A 20767-nucleotide genomic window follows, 5' to 3' on the forward strand; every position below is an offset into this window, starting at 1 on the left:
TTGTGCGGTTGTTTCTGCCGCCCGGTTCAAAGGCGCGGCTCGCCGACTTACGGAGGCGTAATGTTGAGCACCGAGTCCGCGCTCGGGTACGAGTGGCGTGCGACAGTTCTCGACGAGACGGCATCCGGCGAGCAAGGAGCCCAAAAACACAACACAGCGCCCCCCTGCACTTCCTGCCAGGGCCCCTGCCCTGGCCCCGGTGCTGACAGGTCGCCCAGTCCACGCCACACTCGCCATCGACGGCAAGAGCTCTGCGGCGATGGGAGGTTGGTGGCATGTCCACGATTCGGATGACGCACAGCGAACTGCGGACCCTCGTCGACTGGGCCGGCCGCGAAGGGTGGAACCCGGGACGGAATGACGCCGACCTCTTCTGGGACCTCGACCCCGACGGGTTCCTCGCCCTCGAGGTCGACGGCCGCCTCGCCGGAGGGGGAGCGATCATCCGCTACGACGAGCGGTTCGGCTTCATGGGCTTGTTCCTCGTCGATCCGGCGCATCGCGGCCGGAAACTCGGGACGGAGCTGTGGTACGCCCGCCGCGACCGGCTGCTGGCCCGGATGCAGCCCGGCGCAACGATTGGCCTCGACGCCGTCGACGCCATGATCCCGTTCTACGAGCGAGGAGAATTCCAGGCCCACTACCGGCACCGTCGGTTTGAGGTCCCCGCCGCCGCGGGGAAAACGCCCCCCGCCGACGCCAACGTGGTCGAGCTGAGCCGCGTCCCGTGGCCACAGGTCACGGAGCTGGACCGCCGCGGCTTCCCCGCCGACCGGAGCCGCTTCCTCCAGGCCTGGGTCCGGCAGCCCGGTGCGACGTCGCTGGGGTTGGTCGAAGGGGACCGCCTCCGGGGCTACGGGACGCTGCGGCCGTGCCGGACCGGATGGAAGGTCGGCCCGCTGCTCGCGGAGGACCGCGACTCGGCGGAGCGTCTGCTGCGGCGCTTTCGGCAGATCGCCGGCGAGGATCCGCTCACCGTCGATCTGCCGGACAACAATCCCGCTGCGGTCTCGCTGGCGCGGGATCTCGGGATGCGGGAAGTCTTTGGTTGCGTCCGGATGTATTACGGCCCCGCCCCCCGGATTCACGATTCGCAGGTCTTCGGGGTCGCGACGCTCGAAGTCGGCTGAGTATGAGGGGCGGACCACCGCGACCGTCGCCACGCCCTCAACCGGCGGCGCTCGGTCGTTGACGACGTCCGAGCGCCGCCGGGGCGCGTGGCGTTTGAGATCGTAGCCGCGTAAGGTGCGGGCGTTGGCCGGTTGGCGGGTTTCACTTGGCGACAGCGTCACATCCTTTGCGCGGGGGTGAGTGCGATGGCGAACGGGCAGCCGATGACGGCGGAGCGGGCGGTGGAGATCGAGGAGCTGGGGGAGCCGACCAGCGTTCACCCACCGGCCCAGTGGTTGCGGACTCTCGATCAGTTTTCGGACCCGGAGCGGGTCGTGCCGTGGGTGCTGGCGGGGCTCTTCATCGTGGTCGCGGGAGTGTTGTTCCAGCAGTACTGGAGCGGGGCCTGGGGGGCGGGAGGTCCGGCGGTGGCGCTGCCGATCGGCGGGGCGGTCAGCCTGGCGCTGGCGGTCGGTTCGGCGGCGTACGGATGGCGGGCGATCCGGAGGCCGGTGAAGGTGGTCGACCGGCCGACCTATTACTTCTACCCCGACGCTCTGGTGGTCGAGACCGCCGCGAGCACGGAGGTCTTTCGCTGGGAGGATGTGGACGAGTTGCTGGCTCCGGCAGCGACTGCGAAGGGGTTCCGGCTTGTGGCGCGGGATGGGCGGCAGGTGGACTTCTTCCAGTCGGTGGAGGAGTGGGGGCAGTTGATCCAGTCGACGATTGCGCGGGTGACGGCGGAAAAGTTGCCGGCGGCGCTGGAGGCCCTGGCCGCGGGTGAGACGCTGCGTTTCCGGAACCTGGGGATCCGGCGGGAGGGGCTGAGCAACAAGGACAAGCAGATCGACTGGTCGGAGGTGACGGCGATGGTGCTGCTGGTCCGTCCCGGGGCGAGCCTGTTGACGGTCCGGAAGAGCGGGTCGCTCTTGAACTGGTGTTCGATGGATCTGCTGGAGATGCCGAACAACCAGCTCGTTTACGAACTGCTGGTGCGGACGGCGCCGAAGCATTTGTTGAAGGAGGAGACGGCTTAGCCCCCCCCCCAGCCTCGCTCGATGACGTCCATGCCGGCGAATCATTCACCAGCGAAGCCAGAGTGATTCGGCAGCCGGGGTCAAGGGGGTCACCCCTTGACCCCGGAGGCGCTTCCACGAGGAACGTTCCAAGCCATTACGGAAACTGTAGGCCAACGAGAGACTCCGTAAGCCAGGCGTGGTCCGTAGCACCCCGATTTGGCGCGATGAACGTCGCGCGAGAATCGAAGCTGGTGCGGCGGCCCTCCCCTCAACGCCTGCGGTACACTCCGCTGGTGGCAAACTGATTCATCGATCCCGGAGGCTCTGGTGTGTGCACGGTACGAATTCATTGGCACCCCAGAACAGCTGATCGAGGCGTTCCAAGTGCTTCGTGAGGTCGAGATCGTTCCCCGACACGATATCCGCCCGACGACACAGGTCGTCGCCATCCGCCAGGCGCCGAACGGGAACCGCCAGGCGGATCTGCTCCGGTGGGGACTAATTCCGAGCTGGTCCAAGGACACCAAGGCTGCGGCGACGATGATCAACGCCCGCGGAGAGACGGTCGCTACGAAGCCATCCTTCCGTTCGGCCTTCAAGCGGCGTCGCTGCGTCCTCCCCGCCACCAGCTTCTACGAGTGGGAAAAGCTGACTGCCAAGGACAAGCAGAGGTGGCGCATTCACCGCGTTGACGAGACACCCCTCGCATTCGCTGGCCTCTGGGAGCATTGGGAGAAGGACGGTCAGGTGATCGACTCATGCTCGATTGTGACCACGGAGGCAAACGGGTTCATGCAGCGGATTCACGACCGCATGCCCGTGATCCTCGAGTTGGACGAGATCGGAGCGTGGCTGGACTCGGACAATGAGGCCCCTGGCGAACTCATCAGACCGTGTCCGGAAGACTGCCTGACGATGGAAACCGTCCCGCGGTTCATCGGAGACCGTACGGGAGACGGATCCGAAGTCGCACAGCCCGACTGAATGGAGCTGTTCGCGACTTGGTTCGATCGGAGGCGACGCGGCTCGTGGCATCCCGCGGTTCAGTCTCGTAGGGGTGCGTTGAGGCTTTGCGAAACGCTCCTGCATTCGTGTGGCTGCCACGGTGCGTTGCGGAGACTCAACGCACGCTGCATTCACTGCCACAGCGTCGCCGCGATGTCGTTGGGGCCGTCGATGCCGTTGGCGGGTTGGCCCTCGTCGTCCCTTCCGTTCGGTCCGACGCTATAGATCATGACGCCCTCTTCGGACTGGCGAAATCGAAGGGGTTGTTCGGTGAAGGGGTCGATGTTCTCTGCCGGGTCGCGGAAGAGGACGTCCAGGGAATCGGGGAGGGCGTGTCCGCGGGCGATGTGGGATTTCAGGAGGAAGACCGCTCGTAGTGTCGCCACTGCGGCTTCCGCAGTGGTCTGAGCGTTTTCGGTTTCGCTCACGCCTGTCACGAACTCAGCCGCCAGGGCCCGGCCGGCGAGCTCACTCGCCTGGTCGGGATGGGTGAGGAGCGACGCGGCGAAGAAGAGCCCCGGGGTCCCGCGGAAGGCCGCTTCACGGCTGTAGCGATTTTTCAGCTTTTCGAGATTCTCAGCTCGGAGGCGGTGTGATGCGGGAGTCCAGGCGTTCTCCAGGTCCAGGCAGGCCTGGTTGGCGGTCCGGAGGGTCGTGTTGACGTTGGAGTTTGCGAACACCAACTCCGTTGCCGCATGGTCCAGGCGTCGTCGGAGCTGCTTCATAGCCCGGGTGATCGGGGGATCGTCGCTCTCCAGCAGCGCAGCGAGGGCGCTCGACTCGCCGATCAGCTCCCCCAAAGGGGCCCGCCCCGAAAGGCACGCCAGGAGTCCGTCGGGAACCATGAACCGCTCGCGCTCCAGAACAGCGGCGACGGGGCGGACCTTGAGGAGCGGGGCCAACTCCTTCCAACGGGCGTCAATCTGTTCGGGCGTCAGGTCGGCACGGGAGACCCATTGAGCGAGTCCGTCGATCGCCTGTCGGCGGCAGGCCAGGCCGATGAGGTATTCGATCAGACACCAGCCGTTCTCCTGATGCCGCGCCATGTGGACGGCCGTCAGGAGGTCGCCCCAGGAGCCTTCGAGATCCTTTTCCTGCAGCCGCAGCATCGCGCGGGTCGTCGTGAGCCGGACGGCGTCCCGGAACTCCACGATGGTCATCAGGAGCGCCCCGCTCAGCGGCGGCTCGGATGTGCTCACCAGGGGCGTAAAGGCCTTGGGACGCCGTGCCGCTGCCTGCAGGAGATCCAGGGCCCGCGCGTTGGTATCGACCCATCGCGCGGCCTCGCGGCAGTCCGTCCGGCTCCAGGGTGTGGTCGCGATTCTCCGCTCGAGCATTCCGAATTGATCGAAGTCTTCTGGCGATGAGGTCTCGGGATATTCCAGGCGCTTCAGAATCCGGGTCTCCGGAATCCGGATCTGAAGCACGGTCTCGATCGTCTCCCGTTCCTTTTCAAGACGCCGGGCTTCCCCGATCACCTGCCACATCAGGACCCAGAAGTTCTCGTCGCGCTCGACCCCGCGGCCGAGCGTTTCATTGAGAGAGGCGACGTAATCCGGAAAGCCATCCGGCCGCAAAGGACGGGTGATGACCGTCGTTTCCGGCGAGATTTCGAGTCCGATCTCTTTGGCAGTTTTCGGCATCTCTGCGAAGACCCGTGGGGAGAGCCAGCTCCCGATGGTGATGAGCGCCGTCAGGACGGACAAAACCGACGACTCGTTGCAAAACCTCCACCGCCGCTCAGCCATGGCCCGCTCCCGCAGAAGGTTGGGATCGTGCAAAGGATAGCGGGTCGCGATGAGTCTCGCAGGTTGCATTGAGGCTTTGCGAAACGCACGCGCGTTCGTGCCGGGGTCGCGGTGCATTGGCCTGCATCCTCTCCGACTGCACCACACGGCACGCTCGGACAGGGTGGTCCATGGAGCCTATGAAAAGGGGCTGGCGCCCGGAGGCCCTGCCCTGCGGACGGTCTCACGCCACCCGTTGGCCGTGAGCATCCCTGCATATCTTTCAAAAGCGCCACGCCGGGGAGGCGAAGACCGGAGCGTGAGCGCGGGGCAGTGAGACCGGAACGGTTCGCTCCCCGGAAGTCGCGGCGGTCGTTGGGGTTAATCCCCTTCTGACCGGCGCGGGGCGGTCTCGCATGGGGGTTTGGCCGAAGGCGCCGCGACTTGGCTGGATCGGGAAATTCGGGCCGCGAATTGTCCTTGTTCGAAGAGGGAGTGAAGCGTAAAACGAACCTGTCCGAATTGTAATGTTCGTAGGCGTGCCACCCGGCACGCCTACAGCGTCTCAGAGTGGCGACAGCGAAAGACACTTCACCGTAACAGGTTGCGTCAAAACACCGTTGTCGCCGATCCGCCCCCGGCGGCTCTCCGTGGCGGGGGGTTCCTCGCCCCGCCCTAGGGACACCGGGAACGTCCCGCCGACTGCCTCACGTCCGCAGCCGCGGACGCCGACTTGCCCTCTCCAACCCAGGACCGAGTGGCGGAAACACCAACGAGCCCTGGGAGCGTGTTCATGATTGCCTCTCGCCGCCACGATTCGAAATGGCCCGAGTCCCCCCTGCTCGCCGGCTGGCTGGAGCGGATCGGCCGCGATCTGCGGGTGGACGTGGACGCCCATCAGGCGAGCCGCCTGCTCGATGACGCTCGCGACGGGAGCGCGGCCTCCGGTTCCGGAACCGACGACTGGCCGACCTGGATGGCGGACGCGGCCAGTCACTTCCGCCTCTCCGTCCGGCCGGTCGACTGCAGCGGGAACGAACTCGTCGAACTCGCCCGGAGCCGCGTCTCCTACATCGCGCGGCTCGTCGATCAGGATGTCTGGATCGCCTGCTCCGGACCGGCCTCGCAGGTCACCCGGTCGCACGGCCCGGACCACCGGACGACGACCTGGGAGTCCGTCGGGAGCCTCGCTCCCCTTTGGAAGGAGGGGGGGGCCGACCGCGCGGTGTGCGTCGTCGTCCAGGCCCGGCTTCTCGACCACAGCGACCACGATCCGCACTTCCACCCGAAGCCGCAGGCCCGGCTCCGGGCGTGGCTCCGTCCGGAGATGCCGGACATCCTGATGATTCTGATCTACGCGCTCGTCGCGGGGGCCCTGTCGCTGGCGACGCCGCTGGCGGTCGAGGCGCTCGTCAACACGGTCGCCTTTGGCCGGCTGCTGACGCCGGTCGTGGTCCTGGCACTCATCCTGTTTGCGTTCCTCGTGTTCTCGGCCGCCATGAAGGTCCTGCAGACCATGGTGGTGGAAATCCTGCAGCAGCGGCTGTTCGTCCGGGTCGCGGGGGACCTGTCGGCCCGGCTCCCGAACCTTCGCGCCGATGCCATGGGATCGCTCGAGGGACGGGAGACCGTGAACCGCTTCCTGGACGTGGCGATCGCCCAGAAGGCGATCGCGGCGCTCCTGCTCGATGGAATCTCGCTCGTTCTCTCGATGCTGATCGGGATGGCGGTCCTCGCCTTCTACCACCCGTGGCTGCTCGGCTTTGACCTCGTGCTCGTCGCGGCCCTGGTCGTCACGGTCTGGATTATGGGACGGGGGGCGATCCGGACCGCCATTGCGGAGTCCCGCACGAAGTACCGCGTGACCGCCTGGCTGGAGGACCTGGCGGGCTGCCGGACGGCGTTCCGGTATCCGGGCGGGGCGGACTACGCGATGATGCGGACCGACCGGCTCGTCCACGAGTACATCTCGGACCGGAAGGACCACTTCGCGATCCTGCTGCGGCAGATCACCGTGTCCCTCGCTATCCAGGCGATCGCCAGCACGGCGCTCCTGGGGCTGGGAGGCTGGCTCGTGATCTCCGGCCAGCTCAGCCTGGGGCAGCTCGTTGCCGCGGAGCTGATCGTGGCCGTCGTGGTCGGCGCCTTCACGAAGCTCGGCAAGCACCTCGAGAGCTTCTACGACCTGATGGGAGCGGTCGACAAGATCGGCCACCTCGTCGACCTGCCGATGGAGCAGGCGAGCGGGGTCCTCAGCCTGCCGACCGAAGGGGCACTCCCGGTGCGGCTCTATCGCGTCGCCACCGGGCACGCCGACCATCACCCGGAACAGGAGACCGAAGACGATCCGCACAGGATCGAGGTTCACCCCGCGGATTCCCACGGCGGTGCGGCCGGCGCGCATGGCGGGCCGGTGACACTGCACTTTGAAGCGGGATCGCGGTGGGCCGTCCTCGACACCGAGGGGGCGGGACAGTCGCCGCTGGGAGACGTGGTGTTCGGCCTGCGGACCCCGATCTCCGGCTACCTCTCGATCAACCGTTACGGGCTGCGGGACATCCGGCTGGAGTCGCTCCGCCGGCGGGTTGCGCTCGCCCGCGACAACGAGCTGTTCGTCGGCAGTATCGCGGAGAACATCCACGTCGGCCGGACCGACATCCCCTCCGAGGCGCTGCACGACGCCCTGGAAGAAGTGGGACTCATCGAAGACGTGCTGACCGCCCCGCACGGCCTGGAGACGGTCCTCTCGACCGGCGGCCTCCCCCTGCTGGGACATCAGCGGACGAAGCTGCTGATCGCCCGGGCGATGGCGGGCCGGCCGGGGGTCCTGATCGTCGACGGCCTGCTCGACGCGCTCCCCGACGACGAGGCGCTCGAGATCCTGCGGCGGCTCGTCGATCCCGTCCACGACTGGACGCTGATCGTCATCACGGCCCGGGCCTCGCTGGCCGAGCACCTGCCCAGGGCGTTTTCCCTGCAGGGGACGGCGCTCGTTCCCGACACGATTTCTCACGCGGTTTCCGAGGTCGGCCACCATGCCTGACGCCCTGCATACGCTCCGAACGGCCGCCACCGCCGCTCCCCCCGTCCCCGCGGCCAAGCCCCGCTCACGGATGACGCTGGCGGAGGTCGATCTCCCCGCGCTTCAGCTCGTGCGGACCTCCCGTCTGACGCGGCGGATCGCCCGGAGTCTCGTCGCGCTGATGATCCTGGGGGCGGTGTTGATGACCGTCATGCCGTGGCAGCAGTCCGTGAAGGGATCGGGGAACGTCGTGGCGTTCTCCACGCTCGAGCGGACCCAGGTGATCGAGGCGCCGGTGAAGGGCCGGATCGTCGAGTGGGGGGAGAACATCTTCGAGAACGCCCACGTCACCAAGGGGCAGATGATCGTCGAGATCCGGGACCTGGACGAGGCGTACGCGAGCCGCCTGCAGGACCAGTTGCGGAACAGCGAGATCCAGGTGACCGCCTCCCGCCAGCAGCTCGACGCGAGCCGCCGGGCGCTCGTGGCGGCCGAGACGATCGTCGGTGCGCTGGAGGCCCAGGTACGGGCCTATCAGGTCGTGAAGGAAGAGACGATCGCCTCGCAGAACGCCTACGTCACGATGGCCAGGGAAAAGATCCGCGCGGAACAGCAGCAGCTCAGCGAGTACGAGGCGGCGGTGCCGCAGCTCCAGGCGGAGCTCGAACGCTCCCGGCTGCTGCAGGCCAACGGCAACCTGGCGCTGCAGAAGGTCCAGGAGGTGGAGCGGAAGTTCAACGAGGCGAATGCCAAGGTGAGCCGCGCCGAGGCCTACGTCTCGTCCGCTTCGGCCGACCTCGAAGGGAAGATCCGCGAGCGGGAGGCGAAGGCCCAGAAGGCCCAGGTCGACATCGACTACGCCAACGCGACCCTGCAGAAGGCGGAAGGGGACATCGCCAAGGCCGAGGGGGACATCGCCAAGGTCCAGCAGGAGCTGAGCAAGACCGAGAAGGAGCTGCTGGAGTACCAGGTGAAGGTCGCCCGCCAGGACAACCAGGTGGTCCGGGCGCCGTTCGACGGCATCCTGACGCAGATCACCCCCAGCCTGGCGAGCGGCGTCATCAAGGAAGGGGATCCGCTGTGCACGATCGTCCCCGAGACCGCCGACCGGGCGGTGCAGGTGTGGCTGCCGGGGAACGACGCGCCGCTGGTGCAGGTCGGCCGGCACGTCCGGCTGCAGTTCGAAGGGTGGCCGGCGATCCAGTTCGCCGGATGGCCCTCGGTGGCGATCGGGACGTTCGGCGGAGAAGTCATCTCGGTAGACGCGACCGACAACGGGAAGGGGCAGTTCCGGGTTCTGGTCCGCCCCGACGCGGACGACCAGTCCTGGCCGTCCGATCGGTTTCTGCGGCAGGGGGTCCGGGCGAACGCCTGGGTCCTGCTCGATCAGGTTCCGCTGTGGTACGAGTTCTGGCGGCAGCTCAACGGCTTCCCGCCGGTCGTGGACGTCGAAGAACCGACGGACAACAAGAAAGTCAAAAAGGGACCGAAGCTCCCGAAATGACCTGTCGCTCCGGTCCGGCAGACTTTCCGGTCTGACCGGATCGAGGCCGGAGAACCCGGCGAGATTTTCGCCATGTCCCCGGTGAAGGTCGCCCCTCCCCCGCTTCGAGGACGAAGGAACCGGAGCGTGGCGCGGGTGGTTTCGCCGGGAACCCTCTGGCAGCAGAGACGGGAACGAGACAGCACGCCTCCGGGAAGCGGACGGCGGCTCCGACGATCCGATGACGGTCCAGGGAGGGACCCGGTGGCGAGAACGCGCAAACTCACGGCTCTTCTGATGCTCCTCGCGCTGGGATGCGCCTCATCCCGCGGCCGGACCAGCGCCACATCGAACGAGACTACGAAGGCCGGGGCGGCCGAAATCGCCGACGCCCATTCCGATGCCGATGACGAGTCGGCGTCGACCGTCGCCTCCCGCCAGGAGACCCGCTTCCGTCCGGAGTCCGCGTCCGGTCGGGAAGCGGCCGCGGTCGCCGGTCGTCTTGCCCGCTCCCAGCCGCGGAACGAAGCCGCCGCCCCCCCGGCCGCTGCCGCGGTCCGCGAGATCTCGCTGACCGCTTCGGAAGACGAAGCCGACGACGCTTCTCCGAACCGGGCCGACGCGATCCCCGTCGAACCCGCCCCCGCCGATGCTGCGGCGAAGGACGCGGAGGAGATCCCGGTCCGCGAGGTGCCGCGGGCCGACGTCCTGGTGCTTGATGACGTCATCGGCGGGGTCTACACCTCGTTCCCGCTGCTGCAGGCGGCGTTCTTTTCCCGGAACGTCGCGGCGGGGGACCAGATCGCCGCGCAGGGGGGCTTCGACCTGAAGCTCAAGGCGGCCAGCGAGACCGGCCCCACCGGATACTACGAGACCTATCGCCACTCCGCCGGGATGTTGCAGCCGCTCTACAACGGGGCGGACGTCTTTGCCGGATACCGCGTCGGGCGGGGCTACTACCAGCCGTGGTACCTGGAGCGGCAGACGAACGACGGCGGAGAGTTCAAGGCGGGGGTCGTGATCCCGTTTGCCCGGAACCGTTCGATCGACGAGCGGCGGGCGAACCTGTGGCGGGCCGAGTACGACGTCCAGATCGTCGAGCCCGAGATCCAGTCGCAGCTCATCTCGTTCGTGCAGGACGCCTCCTACGCCTATTGGGACTGGGTCTCGGCGGTCGACAAGCTGCGGATCGCCGAGCGGGTCCTGAGCCTGGCGGTCGATCGCACGGAGCGGATCGAGAGTCAGGTCGAAGCGGGCCTGATCGACCCGCCGGAGCTGACCGACAACCTCCGTCTCGTGGCGGAGCGGCGGGGCTATGTGGCGGTCGCGACCCGGATGGTCCGCGAGAAGGCGGTCAAGCTGTCGCTCTTCTCGCGCGACGCCGCCGGCGCGCCGCTCGTGCCGACGATCGAGCAGAGTCCCGGTTTCCCGGAGCCGCACGTCGTCGATCCCGAGCTGGTGGGGGTGGACTCGACGCTGGCGATCGGAGCCCGTCCGGAGCTGCGGACCCTGGCGCTGACGCGGCGGAAGTATGAAGTCGACTTCCAGCAGGCGCGGAACGACACTCGCGCGAATGTCGACGGGGTGCTGGCCGGTTCGCAGGACGTCGGTGCGCCGACGAGTTCCAAGCGGGACAAGTCGCAGTTCGAGACCGAGGCGTCGATCTTCGTCGAGGCTCCGCTCCAGCGGCGGAAGGGCTACGGCAAGATGCAGGCGATCGAAGGGAAGATCGCCCAGGTGAATGCGAAGACGCGGATGGTGGAGGACAAGATCGTGGCCGAAGTGCAGGCGGTCTACGCGGCGCTGATCGCCACCGTCGAGCAGCTCCATCAGGCCCGGCTGGCGGTGAAGTACGCGGAAGACCTGGCTGCCCGCGAGCGGCAGAACTTCGAGCTGGGGGCGTCGGACCTCCTGAAGGTGACGCTGCGGGAGCAATACGCCGCGGAATCGGCCCTCAAGCAGATCGAAGCCCACCAGCAGCACCAGAACGCCCGCGCGGACTACCGGGCGATCCTGGCGCAGGACGGCGTGCCGTGAGAGATCGCCGTCGAGGCCCAGCACACCCTGCTTCGCATAACGCCACACCCCGTCAACGCCGATCACCGCACCGCGAACTCGGCGGCACCCGACACCTTGACGGTCATGACTCCGACGTCCGTTGACCGGGACAGGAACATGTCACCCGGGTCATTCTCCGTCACCCGGGTCATTCTCCGTCACCCGGGCCTCGAAGGAGGTCTTCACCCCCTCGGGGCCGCGAAGCGAAAGCTCCCCCTTCCAGCTGTCCCTCAGGCGGGAGAGCGAGACAAGCTCCGCCGACCGAAGGAGCGGCAGCAACCGGATGAGCTCCGCATCCTCCAGCTCGCGCGTCCCTTTGTCCGACCACACCTCGGCGGCCGGAAACACGACGGGCGAGGACGCACCCGGAAACGACGTCAGTCCACGAACCACGTTAGGCGGCCCCGCTCCGACATCACTTTGAGCTTGAACTTCGACGTCGGGGAGAGGGCGAGTTCCCGCACGGTGGAGTCGCTCCCGCGTTCGGTGTCTGGAAGCAGCCGCAGTTTCGTCCCGTCCCGCCACAAGCAGTCTTGGAACAGCGGCTGCGTGCCGCTGCTGCTCACCGCGATCCAGTCGATCTTCTGAGCGGGGATTTCGAACGCTCCGAAGATGGCGACTTCACCGGGCTCCAGCGTGAAGGCTCCGGGATGGCTCTTCGGCGGCGCGGCGGCCTTGAAGACCTGGCACGTCTGGTCATGGTCAACAAGTTCGGCCGCCGTCACGACGGCGAAGAGGCCGATGTCCTTGGGCTCGAACTTCATGGGAAGCTTCGCGGCGAAGAAGTGCACCTGCTGCGTGCCAGCCGAAAGGAAGCCCTCGACGCGCGGCCCCTGGATGGCTGACGGATCCCAGCGAAACAGCGGCGGTGCGGCCTGGCCCGCCGCGATGGCCACGAAGAGAATGAGCAGGAGGGCTTTCATCGGAGCACCCGCGGGGCCTCGAGGCGACGAACGGAAGTGTCCAGTCTCGCTCACTCCCCGGTCAAGTCGCAGCCACTTGGACCAGCAAGGTGCGTTGAGTGCTCGAATGCACGGTGAGCCGCGTCCCGGCCGGCACGGCGGCCATAGCTCAAACCCAACGTGCGACGGCAGCCGGGGTCAAGGGGGTCTCACCCCCTTGCCGCCGGAGGCGCTTCCACGAGGAACCGTGGTAAACAACGGATGTCCCCTTTGTGGGACCGGCGTTGAGAACTCACCGCTCGCTTTGCAATCCCCGCGGGTTGGTGAGGGGGCATGCGGCACGTCGTCCGCGCTTGGACACTCACTCCTTCAGCTATCTCTCGACGGCCAGGCCTCCGGCGGGCAAAGGGCCAGAAAAACAACACAGGCCCCTCTGCACTCCCCACCAGGGTCCCCCTGGACCCGGTGGACGGAGAGGTGAGTGACGTCGCGCCCTTATGGCGACGGCAGACGGATCAGCGACATCTGCACCGGCGCCTGCCCCTCACCTGGATGCACCAGGATCGTCGTCGCGTCCTTCGTCAGGTTCGCCACCCCCGCCTCATAAACCGGGTACTTGTCCGTCCCGATCGTCCACGCCGCCCGCTGCGTCTCTTTGTCGACCGAACCGTACATCGCCTCGACCTGGTCCGACTTCCGGTTGTGATAGTTCCCCCGGATCGCCCCGTTGGGATTCAGCGCGAGCTGGAAGATGTCGTCCGACGTCGTCTCGTCCCCCGTACAGACCGCAAACACCCCCAGCGGCACCCACGCCGTGTCCTGCGCCGACGTGACGTTCAGGAAATCGTCCGACTGCCCGAGGGCCGCGATCTCGCTCGCCTGCTGGCTATAGGTCTGCGGCGTGCCCGCCACATCCCCGTTGACATACACCGCGTTCGACTGCGCCACGACGTTGGCACCGTAGTCGTACGCCACCGGCGCGGCGGCCAGGCCCAGAGTCGTCGCGACCGCGCCGTACCCCGGATTCCCGTAAACGGCGGTCGAGGTCAGGTTCCTCGGGACCCAGGCTCCCGGATGACTCCCCCACATCTCGGAGCTGTAGGTCGGATAGACCGCCGCCGACGCCCGGAACGCGTTCGACTGCGCATTGAGCGCCGTTGACGACCGGTAGTACGTCCCCGAGACATTGTTGACGTTGTTGACGTTGATGCTGTTGTTGTTGACGCGGGCGTTGTTGAACTGATTGCCGCTGATGTTGTTCGCGTTGATGTTGTTGACCGTATTGTCAGGTCGACGACCGGGGTACCCCGCCGGATTCCCCCCCGTGCCGGGCCGTGCCACGGCGCCGCCGGCGGGAACCCCCGTCCCGCCGCCGCCGATCCCCGGCCGGAAGCCCGGTCCGCCAGCCGGCCCACCGCTCGTTCCCCCTCCGCCGATTCCCGGCCGGACGCCGGTCCCTCCCGCGGGGCGCTCGACGCCGCTTCCGCCTTCACCCGGGCGAGTGCCGCCCGCCGGTCTTTCGGCCGGTCGCTCTGCACCCCCGCCCGCTCCCGGCCGCCCGCCGGTTCCACCGCCCGGCCGCTCGGTTCCACTGCCGCCCATGCCGGGCCGAGGGCCGCCGCCTCCCGCGCCCGGTCGTGGGCCGCCTCCTCCGCCGCCGATCCCGCCAAACGAGAAGTCGCTGTGACCGGCTCCTCCCGCATGCCCCGGTCCCCCGGGCGAAGCGCCGCCGGGCTCGCGTCCCGCGCCCCCCTTGTTCGAGAGACCGCCGCCAAAGCCTCCGGCCGGTTGGCGTCCCCCGCCGGCCCCGCCGCCAAACCCGCCTCCGCGGGCTTCACCACCGCCGAAGCCCCCGCCCCCGCCGCCGCCCCGTTGCGGTCCTCCTCCACCGAATCCGCCCCCGCCCCCGCCCGGTCCGCCCCGGCCGCCTCCGCCCCGTTGGGCGAAGGCCGGGGATTGCGTCAACAGGAGCGAGAGGACGATCGCCCGGAGGGCAAGTTTTTTGAGCAGCATGATGTGGTTCTCGGGGCGGTTTTGTCGGGCTTCCGTCCGCGGGACGGGAGTGGATGTGTCGAGGTCGATCGGATGAATCTCCGGAGCGGCGGGCTGTCCCCGCCGACCGGACCAGGCTCGATGATGTCTCTGGGGTTGCGCTCGGCCTGCTACTTGGCGGCCGGAATCCGGGTCACCTTGACCGGGGCCAGATCGGCGATTTCGTTGCCGTTGAGGAGGCGGTTCGTCGACTGCCAGGTGAGGGTGTCGGCGTTCACCCGCCGCAGGATGTTGGTCTCCTCCAGCGTCGCCCCGTTTGGAAGCGAGCCGGCCGCGGAGAGGATCCAGTCGTGGCCGTCGGGGCTCCAGTCCGCTTCACCGACGCCGCCGTTGGCTTCAAAGGTCCAGGAGTGCAGCTTTCCGGTGGCGGGATCGATGCCGATCACCTGGCGTCCGGTGAGGGTGCGGTCCCCTTCCTGAAGGCGGAACGTCACGTCGATGAATTTCTTGTTGGCGTCCCAGGCGTAGCGGGTGTGGATCTCGGCTCCTCCGCCGACGGTCGACTTCCATTCACCAATCAGCCAGTCGAGGTCAGCGATCAAGACCCCTTCTTCGGCGGATTCACTGAGGCTGGCGATGCGCCACTGGTTCTCTTCCTGGACCAGGAGGGCTTCGTAGCGGGCCTTGGTCGCGGCCTCGGCGGCTCCTTTGCGGATCGTGACTGTTCCCTGTTCGATCGCGGCGGCGCTGGAGAGGAACCTCAGGGATTCGGGTTGGATTTCGGCGGTGAGTTCGGGGGTGGCCGCGAAGAACTCGGTGAAGCCGGTTTCGAGGGCGGGTCGGCCGTGGACCGTCAGGCCGCGGACGGTGGCGTGTTCTCCTTCGGTCGTCCAGTGGTTCGCGAGGGCTTTGGCGTCGCGGGCCTGGAAGGCTTTGACGAAGGAGGCCATGGTGTCGCGGATCGCCTGTCGGTCGGCGGGTCGGGATTCTGCCGCGGGGGCGTTGGCGGCCGCGGCGGGCTGAGGTTTTGGTTCCTGGGCGTGGGTGATGGCCGGTGTGATGAGGGCGATCAGTGTGAGGGACAGGGTGAGGCGGATCATGGGGTGCGACTCCAGCACGAAAGAGCGGCCGCGCGGACGGGGGCCGTATGTTGCGCGGTCGAGAACAGGACCAGCGGGGACTGGGAAAGGGCAGCCGTTGAAGAATCGGACGCGATTCCATCGCGCCCGCCCGATGACGGGTTGAGGCGCAGGTTACCACTCGCATTCCAACGGAACCAGCCTCCATGTCACCGGGCCCAGGGGCACCCTGGTCAGGGGATGCAAGGGGGAGAATCCCCTTTGCCCGCCGGAGGCCTGGCCTGTCTCGATCTGTCTGAAGGAGCGAGTGCCCAAGCGCGGACAACGTGCCGTATGCCCCCCTCACCAACCCGCTCGGAGTGCAAAGCGAGCGGTGTACGTTGAGGGAGTTCTCAACACGGAATTCACAAAGCGGACGTCCGTCGCTTGCCACGGTTCCTCATCGAAGCGCCTCCGGCGGCAAGGGGGCGAGGCCCCCTTGACCCCAGCGGCCGTGGCACGATGGGTTTGAGCGAGCACCGCTGTGCCGGCAAGGACGATGGGCAACATTGGCGTCCCGCATGCTCCGTTCGGTAGTGTTTCGCTCTACGACACCTCCCCCTCATGACAGGACCGCCACGGATGAGACGCCCTCTTTCCTTCGTCGCGCTCGCCCTCGCGCTGATGCTCCTCACGGCATCCACCGCCATCGCAGACGAACCACCCGCCAGCCCCGAAGTCGCGGCGGCTCTGCAGCCCTACTTCGACCAGCACAAAATCGCCGGGGTCATCAGCATCGTGGCGGACCGCACCGGCAAAGTGCACTACCGCAACCTCATCGGCCACGCGGACGTCGAGGCCGGGAAACCGATCCGTGAAGACAACGTCTTCTGGATCGCCTCGATGACCAAGATGTTCGCCGGCGCCTCGATCATGATGCTCGTGGGCGAAGGCCGCGTCCGCCTGGACGACCCCGTCACCAAGTTCATCCCCGAACTCAACAAGTGGATGGTCGTCGAGGAGCGAGACGACTCACACCTCCTGCTGAAGCCGCCCGTCCGCCCCGTGACGGTGCGGCATCTCCTGAGCCACACCAGCGGCCTGACCGGCTCGTCGGAACTGCAGCAGACAACCGGCGCCGACAGCGCGTCCCTCAAGGCCCGGGCGATCAGCTCGGTGACGGGCCCCCTGCAATGGCATCCCGGCGACAAGTACAAGTATGGGAACCAGGGAATGAACATCGCCGCGCGGATCGTCGAGATCGTCAGCGGGCAGCCCTACGAGGAGTTCCTGCAAAAGCGGTTCTTCGATCCGCTCGGAATGACGGAGACGACCTTCTGGCCGACCGAGGCCCAGATCGCGCGGCTGGCGGGAGCCTACGGTCCGAACAAGGACGGAACCGGCTACACCCGCGGCGACGTCGGCTTCCTGACCAAGCCCTGGAGCGACCGGACCCGCCGTTATCCCGAGGCGGGTGGCGGACTGTTTTCGACCACGCACGACATCTTCCGCTACGGCTTGATGCTGGCGAACGACGGGGAGCTGGAGGGGAAGCGGTACCTCTCGTCCAAGGCAATCAAGGAGCTGCAAACGGTTCAGACCGGGGCGACGGGGGTGAACTACAGCCTGGGCTACCATCTGCGGAACGGGATGTTTGGGCACGACGGCGCTTATGGAACGGACCTGTCGGTCCATCCCGAGACGGGGATGGTGGCGATCTTCATGGTTCAGTGCACCAGTGGAGACCAGTGGGCGGCGCGGGATTTGTTTCTGAAGACCGCGTCGCAGATTTTCCCGAAGTAGCCTGCAAGCGGGATAACACATCCGACCTTCGATCCACGCTCGCCACGCAACCGGGTCCAGGGGCACCCTGGTGGGGGATGCAAGGGGGTCACACCCCCTTGCCCGCCGGAGGCCTGGCCTCTCTCGCTCTCGCTGAAGGAGCGAGTGTCCAGGCGCGGACGACGTGTCGGATGCCCCCTCACCAACCCGCTGCGATGGCAAAGCAAGCGTCGAAGGGTGAGGGAGTTTTCAATACCCGTTCCCTGAAGCGGCCGGGTAGCACTGCTGGCAGTTTTGGGACAGCAGTAAGCAGACGTCCAACTCGAGCTCGGCACTGCTCGTCAAAGTACGAGCAGTGACACCCTGCACCACATCGGCGTCGGATGTCATCCGTGGTGCATTCCCCTGCACCCTGCCCGGCTCAGTCACGCCATCCAAGGGAGCGCGGCGACGTGGAACCGGATGTCGCGGTCCAGATGCAGCCCGAAGTGCTCCGCCAGGACGCTCAGGAGTTCGTCCCGCGAGGTCAGCGTCCGCTTGTTCGGCGTCCCGTCCGCCTCGCGGATCGTAAACTCGTTGTCGAGGAGGGTAACGCGGCGGCCTCCGGGGGCGGCGCGGGCGACGAGCAGGCGGCCCTTCATGTGGGACTGAGGGTGGGTGCAGGTGAACCAGCTTGCGACTTCGCAATCGATGAGGGGCATCTCTTCGAGGGTGAAGTCGCAGACGTCGGTCCACGCGCCGGCGACGCGGGCCTGGTGGTAGTAGAGGGAGCCTTCGCGGATGAGGCGGCGGGGCTCGTGGGGAGTGGGCTGTTCGGTGTCGAGTTCGAGGCGGAGCGCGGCCGTCGGGCTGAGGCGGCCGATGCCGGCATCCGCGAGCCAGGAGACTCCGTCGAGCTCGACGCGGCAGAAGAGGTGGGTTCGGGGCGGGATGCTGTGCCGTTCGCGGCCGACGCGGGCCCGGGCGCTGAGCGGCCGGACGTGGAAGCCGAGGGATTCCAGGACAAAGAGCAGGAGTCCGTTCTGCTCGAAGCAGTAGCCGCCGCGGCGGTCGTGGATCAGTTTGCGCTGCAGGGAGGCGGGGTCGAGGAGGACCGGGCGATTCAGCAGCGAGTCGAAGTTCTCGAACGGGATCTGCTCGACGTGGGCGGCGACGACGCCGTTGAGAGTCGCGAGGGTCGGCTCGCGCGGACCGGTGTAGCGGATGCGGTCGAAGTAGGCGTCGAGATCGATCGACGGGGAAGGAGACGCGGAGGGCGATGTCGGAGACGCGGACATGGGGCGCTCAGGGGGCTGATCGTTCGGAGTTCGGCTCGGGAGCCCTCGCCAGATCTGTCGTCAGGAGGCGGGCAATTCGGACAGGTGAGCCATCCCTTTCATCTATGTCTCAACATCACTGCGCCACAGATAGACACAGATGAACACAGATTCAAGCGGGAATGCCGCGGCTCTGAAGCAGGGGCGAGCGACAGCCGGCGCCGCTTGTCGCTGGATCAGCCAGCGTTGACGACTCCTCCACTCCACATCGTGTGCCGGGCATCGCCGCGGCGTTGACGAGGGGGGATTCGGCGTGTTGTCGGCGCTTGGACAAGGTTGCTTTTCGACGATACCCGCGCGCCTGAGTACCACTCACCGCGGCGTCGGGGACCACGCCTTCAGCTTCGACCGCATTGCCTCGACGCGCGGGAGGTCTGACTCCGCCAGGTTCTTCGACTCGGCCGGGTCGAGAGCGAGATCGTAGAGCTGGGGCCCCGTCCCGTCCTCCTGCATCAGCAGCTTCCACTGCCCTTCGCGGATCGCGAGGTCCGGTGCCGCATTGTCGCCGTCTTTGGGACGGTCAGGAGGACGACGCCAGAACAGCGGGCCGCTTCGTTTCCAGGAACCCTTCTCCGTGATCGCCTCGCTTGCGTTCTCGCCATCGTAGGATGCGGTCGCCTCACCTCCTGCGAGCGCCAGGATCGACGGAGCAAGGTCGAGGGCCGAGAGGACTGACTCGGTGTCCGTCGTCCCCCGTCGCTCCGGATCGACGAGGCCCCCCCAGGCCAGGAACGCTTCGCGGATCCCCCCTTCATAGAGGAGCCCCTTGTGGCCCCGCAGGCCCGCCGTCTTGCCGGCTCCCGGTTCGGGACCGTTGTCGCCGGCGACGAGGACCAGCGTGTTGGCCCACAGCTCCTTGTCGGACCGGATCCGCTCGAACAGCGGCGCGAGCTGCCGGTCCAGATTCTCCAGCACGCTCCGGTACCGCGCCTCCTTGGTCTCCGCCGCCGCACCGGGAGGGGGCGAGAACGGCGAGTGAACATCGTCCGGCCACAGGTTGATGTAGAACGGCTTCCGCTGCGCGCGGGCCTCGTCGAGGAACGCCAGGCTCCGGTCGACGAACCGCGCCGTCACCTCGTGCCGCGGCGCCCAGGTAATCTCCCCCCGTCCCAGCTTCTCGCTCCCCAGGCCGAGCCGCAGCTTCTCGCGGGGGCGGCCGTCAAAGCCCCCCATCACCGGCAGCACCCGGTCGCCGAGCCCTTCGAAGTTCGTCAGCGAGGCATCGAAGCCGTACTCCGAGATCAGAGGCGCCTCGCCGACATCCCGCTGCCCGCCGAGGTGCCACTTTCCGAAGTGGCCAGTTGCGTAGCCGAGAGCCTTCAGGCTCCGGGCGAGACTGGGGGCCTGGGGATCGAGCCACTGGGCCATCCCCCGCCGCTCGTTGGACTCGCGCGTCTCCAGAAACGACGTGATCCGCCACCGCTGCGGCCACTGTCCCGTGAGCAACCCGCACCGGGACGGCGAGCAGATGGGAGCGGCGACGTAGAACTGCGTGAACCGGATCCCCTCGCGGGCGACGCCGTCCAGCACCGGCGTCCTGGCGGCCCCGCCGTAACAACCCAGGTCGCCGTAGCCGAGATCGTCGATGAACGCGATCACGACGTTCGGCGGCGTTTTCCGCTCAGCCGCCGACACACGATCGCCGGCCGGGAGAAAGCCGAGGACGACGGCAAACGCGGTCACAAATCGAAGGAGCAGGAGCTGCATGAGATCGCTTCGAGACGTTCGGTGGACGAATGTTGCCGACCGGCTGCACTGTGTCGTTCTCGTGCCCGGCCGTCGAGACAGGGGACCGATGGGCGAACGAGGAGGAACTGTGCTCGCGCCGACTGTCAGTCGTAGTAGCCCATTCGGTGTGCCGCAACACCTTCGACCACCCCAGACGGTGCGTAAACTGCAATGCCTGCTTCCGGGAACTTGGCACCGACATCCGTACGGACATCCTGAAGTCCGAGGCGGTTCATGTCTTGCGATACGGCGGACATGTCCCGGTCGAGAAGACGAATGCCCCGAAACGAGATGTCCGCCGGCGAAAATGCCTCCACGAAATCCAGCCGCCCTTCCTCATCGAAGTCGAGATGGAGGCCGATCTCGTCGAACGCGTCGGTTTCGTTCTGGCCGCGAACTTTCGTGAAGGTCGAAGGCCGAGCATTGAGCTTGGCTCGGGCGTCCTTGCGAGCATCGCCAAATGCCAGAGGCCCGACAAAACGGAAGGGTATGATTTCCATTGTGACCTCCTCTTCCGGGTCGGGTAGGATCCAGGCCAATACACCATTCGAACCTGCTTCTTACT

At 67.1% G+C, this 20767-nt stretch carries 15 protein-coding genes; 7 read left to right on the forward strand and 8 right to left on the reverse strand.

Annotated features, from left to right (window positions below):
- Nucleotides 1–275: 275 nt before the first annotated feature.
- From VT03_RS30635 to VT03_RS30645, 3 genes are all read left to right on the forward strand, one after another.
- Nucleotides 276–1130: a GNAT family N-acetyltransferase gene (locus tag VT03_RS30635; protein ID WP_075096514.1), complete on the forward strand. Its 855-nt coding sequence runs from the start codon at nucleotides 276–278 to the stop codon at nucleotides 1128–1130.
- Between the two features lie 186 nt (nucleotides 1131–1316).
- Complete coding sequence (locus tag VT03_RS30640; RefSeq protein WP_075096515.1) at nucleotides 1317–2147, forward strand: DUF6585 family protein; 831 nt, start codon at nucleotides 1317–1319, stop codon at nucleotides 2145–2147.
- A gap of 309 nt (nucleotides 2148–2456) precedes the next feature.
- Nucleotides 2457–3113 carry an SOS response-associated peptidase gene (locus VT03_RS30645; protein WP_075096516.1) on the forward strand — a complete coding sequence of 219 codons (657 nt, stop codon included), beginning with the start codon at nucleotides 2457–2459 and terminating at the stop codon, nucleotides 3111–3113.
- A gap of 152 nt (nucleotides 3114–3265) precedes the next feature.
- Here VT03_RS30645 and VT03_RS30650 read toward each other — a convergent pair whose 3' ends face one another.
- The gene (locus VT03_RS30650; RefSeq protein ID WP_075096517.1) at nucleotides 3266–4840 is read right to left on the reverse strand and encodes a hypothetical protein; all 1575 of its coding nucleotides are present in this window, start codon (nucleotides 4838–4840) and stop codon (nucleotides 3266–3268) included.
- A gap of 814 nt (nucleotides 4841–5654) precedes the next feature.
- Here VT03_RS30650 and VT03_RS30655 point away from each other — a divergent pair.
- The 3 genes from VT03_RS30655 to VT03_RS30665 all read left to right on the forward strand — a co-directional run bounded on the left by VT03_RS30655 (nucleotide 5655) and on the right by VT03_RS30665 (nucleotide 11403).
- Nucleotides 5655–7904, forward strand: a complete 2250-nt coding sequence (locus VT03_RS30655) for a peptidase domain-containing ABC transporter (RefSeq protein ID WP_075096518.1) — start codon at nucleotides 5655–5657, stop codon at nucleotides 7902–7904.
- Nucleotides 7897–9387, forward strand: coding sequence for an HlyD family secretion protein (locus VT03_RS30660; protein WP_156514875.1), 1491 nt, complete (start codon nucleotides 7897–7899; stop codon nucleotides 9385–9387). The genes VT03_RS30655 and VT03_RS30660 overlap by 8 nt, the downstream gene beginning before the upstream one ends.
- 243 nt (nucleotides 9388–9630) lie before the next feature.
- A complete protein-coding gene (locus tag VT03_RS30665) occupies nucleotides 9631–11403 on the forward strand; it encodes a TolC family protein (RefSeq protein ID WP_197489129.1) in 1773 nt (590 codons plus the stop codon).
- A gap of 150 nt (nucleotides 11404–11553) precedes the next feature.
- Here VT03_RS30665 and VT03_RS30670 read toward each other — a convergent pair whose 3' ends face one another.
- The 4 genes from VT03_RS30670 to VT03_RS30685 form a co-directional block, all read right to left on the reverse strand.
- Nucleotides 11554–11817 (reverse strand): hypothetical protein, encoded by a 264-nt coding sequence (locus VT03_RS30670; RefSeq protein ID WP_075096520.1) that lies wholly within the window; start codon nucleotides 11815–11817, stop codon nucleotides 11554–11556.
- Nucleotides 11802–12347, reverse strand: a complete 546-nt coding sequence (locus VT03_RS30675) for a hypothetical protein (protein WP_075096521.1) — start codon at nucleotides 12345–12347, stop codon at nucleotides 11802–11804. The genes VT03_RS30670 and VT03_RS30675 overlap by 16 nt, the downstream gene beginning before the upstream one ends.
- A gap of 474 nt (nucleotides 12348–12821) precedes the next feature.
- Nucleotides 12822–14339 carry a hypothetical protein gene (locus VT03_RS33930; protein WP_156514876.1) on the reverse strand — a complete coding sequence of 506 codons (1518 nt, stop codon included), beginning with the start codon at nucleotides 14337–14339 and terminating at the stop codon, nucleotides 12822–12824.
- A gap of 149 nt (nucleotides 14340–14488) precedes the next feature.
- Complete coding sequence (locus VT03_RS30685; RefSeq protein ID WP_075096523.1) at nucleotides 14489–15418, reverse strand: YybH family protein; 930 nt, start codon at nucleotides 15416–15418, stop codon at nucleotides 14489–14491.
- Nucleotides 15419–16018: 600 nt separating this feature from the next.
- Here VT03_RS30685 and VT03_RS30690 point away from each other — a divergent pair.
- Nucleotides 16019–17179 (forward strand): serine hydrolase domain-containing protein, encoded by a 1161-nt coding sequence (locus tag VT03_RS30690; RefSeq protein ID WP_075096524.1) that lies wholly within the window; start codon nucleotides 16019–16021, stop codon nucleotides 17177–17179.
- A gap of 404 nt (nucleotides 17180–17583) precedes the next feature.
- Here the strand turns inward: VT03_RS30690 and VT03_RS30695 are convergent, their stop codons facing one another.
- From VT03_RS30695 to VT03_RS30705, 3 genes are all read right to left on the reverse strand, one after another.
- Complete coding sequence (locus VT03_RS30695; protein WP_075096525.1) at nucleotides 17584–18435, reverse strand: arylamine N-acetyltransferase family protein; 852 nt, start codon at nucleotides 18433–18435, stop codon at nucleotides 17584–17586.
- A 351-nt stretch (nucleotides 18436–18786) separates the two neighbouring features.
- The gene (locus VT03_RS30700) at nucleotides 18787–20181 is read right to left on the reverse strand and encodes a sulfatase (protein ID WP_075096526.1); all 1395 of its coding nucleotides are present in this window, start codon (nucleotides 20179–20181) and stop codon (nucleotides 18787–18789) included.
- A 125-nt stretch (nucleotides 20182–20306) separates the two neighbouring features.
- Nucleotides 20307–20702, reverse strand: a complete 396-nt coding sequence (locus tag VT03_RS30705; protein WP_156514877.1) for a hypothetical protein — start codon at nucleotides 20700–20702, stop codon at nucleotides 20307–20309.
- Nucleotides 20703–20767: the final 65 nt, after the last annotated feature.

The organism is Planctomyces sp. SH-PL14, assembly GCF_001610835.1.
Taxonomy (GTDB): domain Bacteria; phylum Planctomycetota; class Planctomycetia; order Planctomycetales; family Planctomycetaceae; genus Planctomyces_A.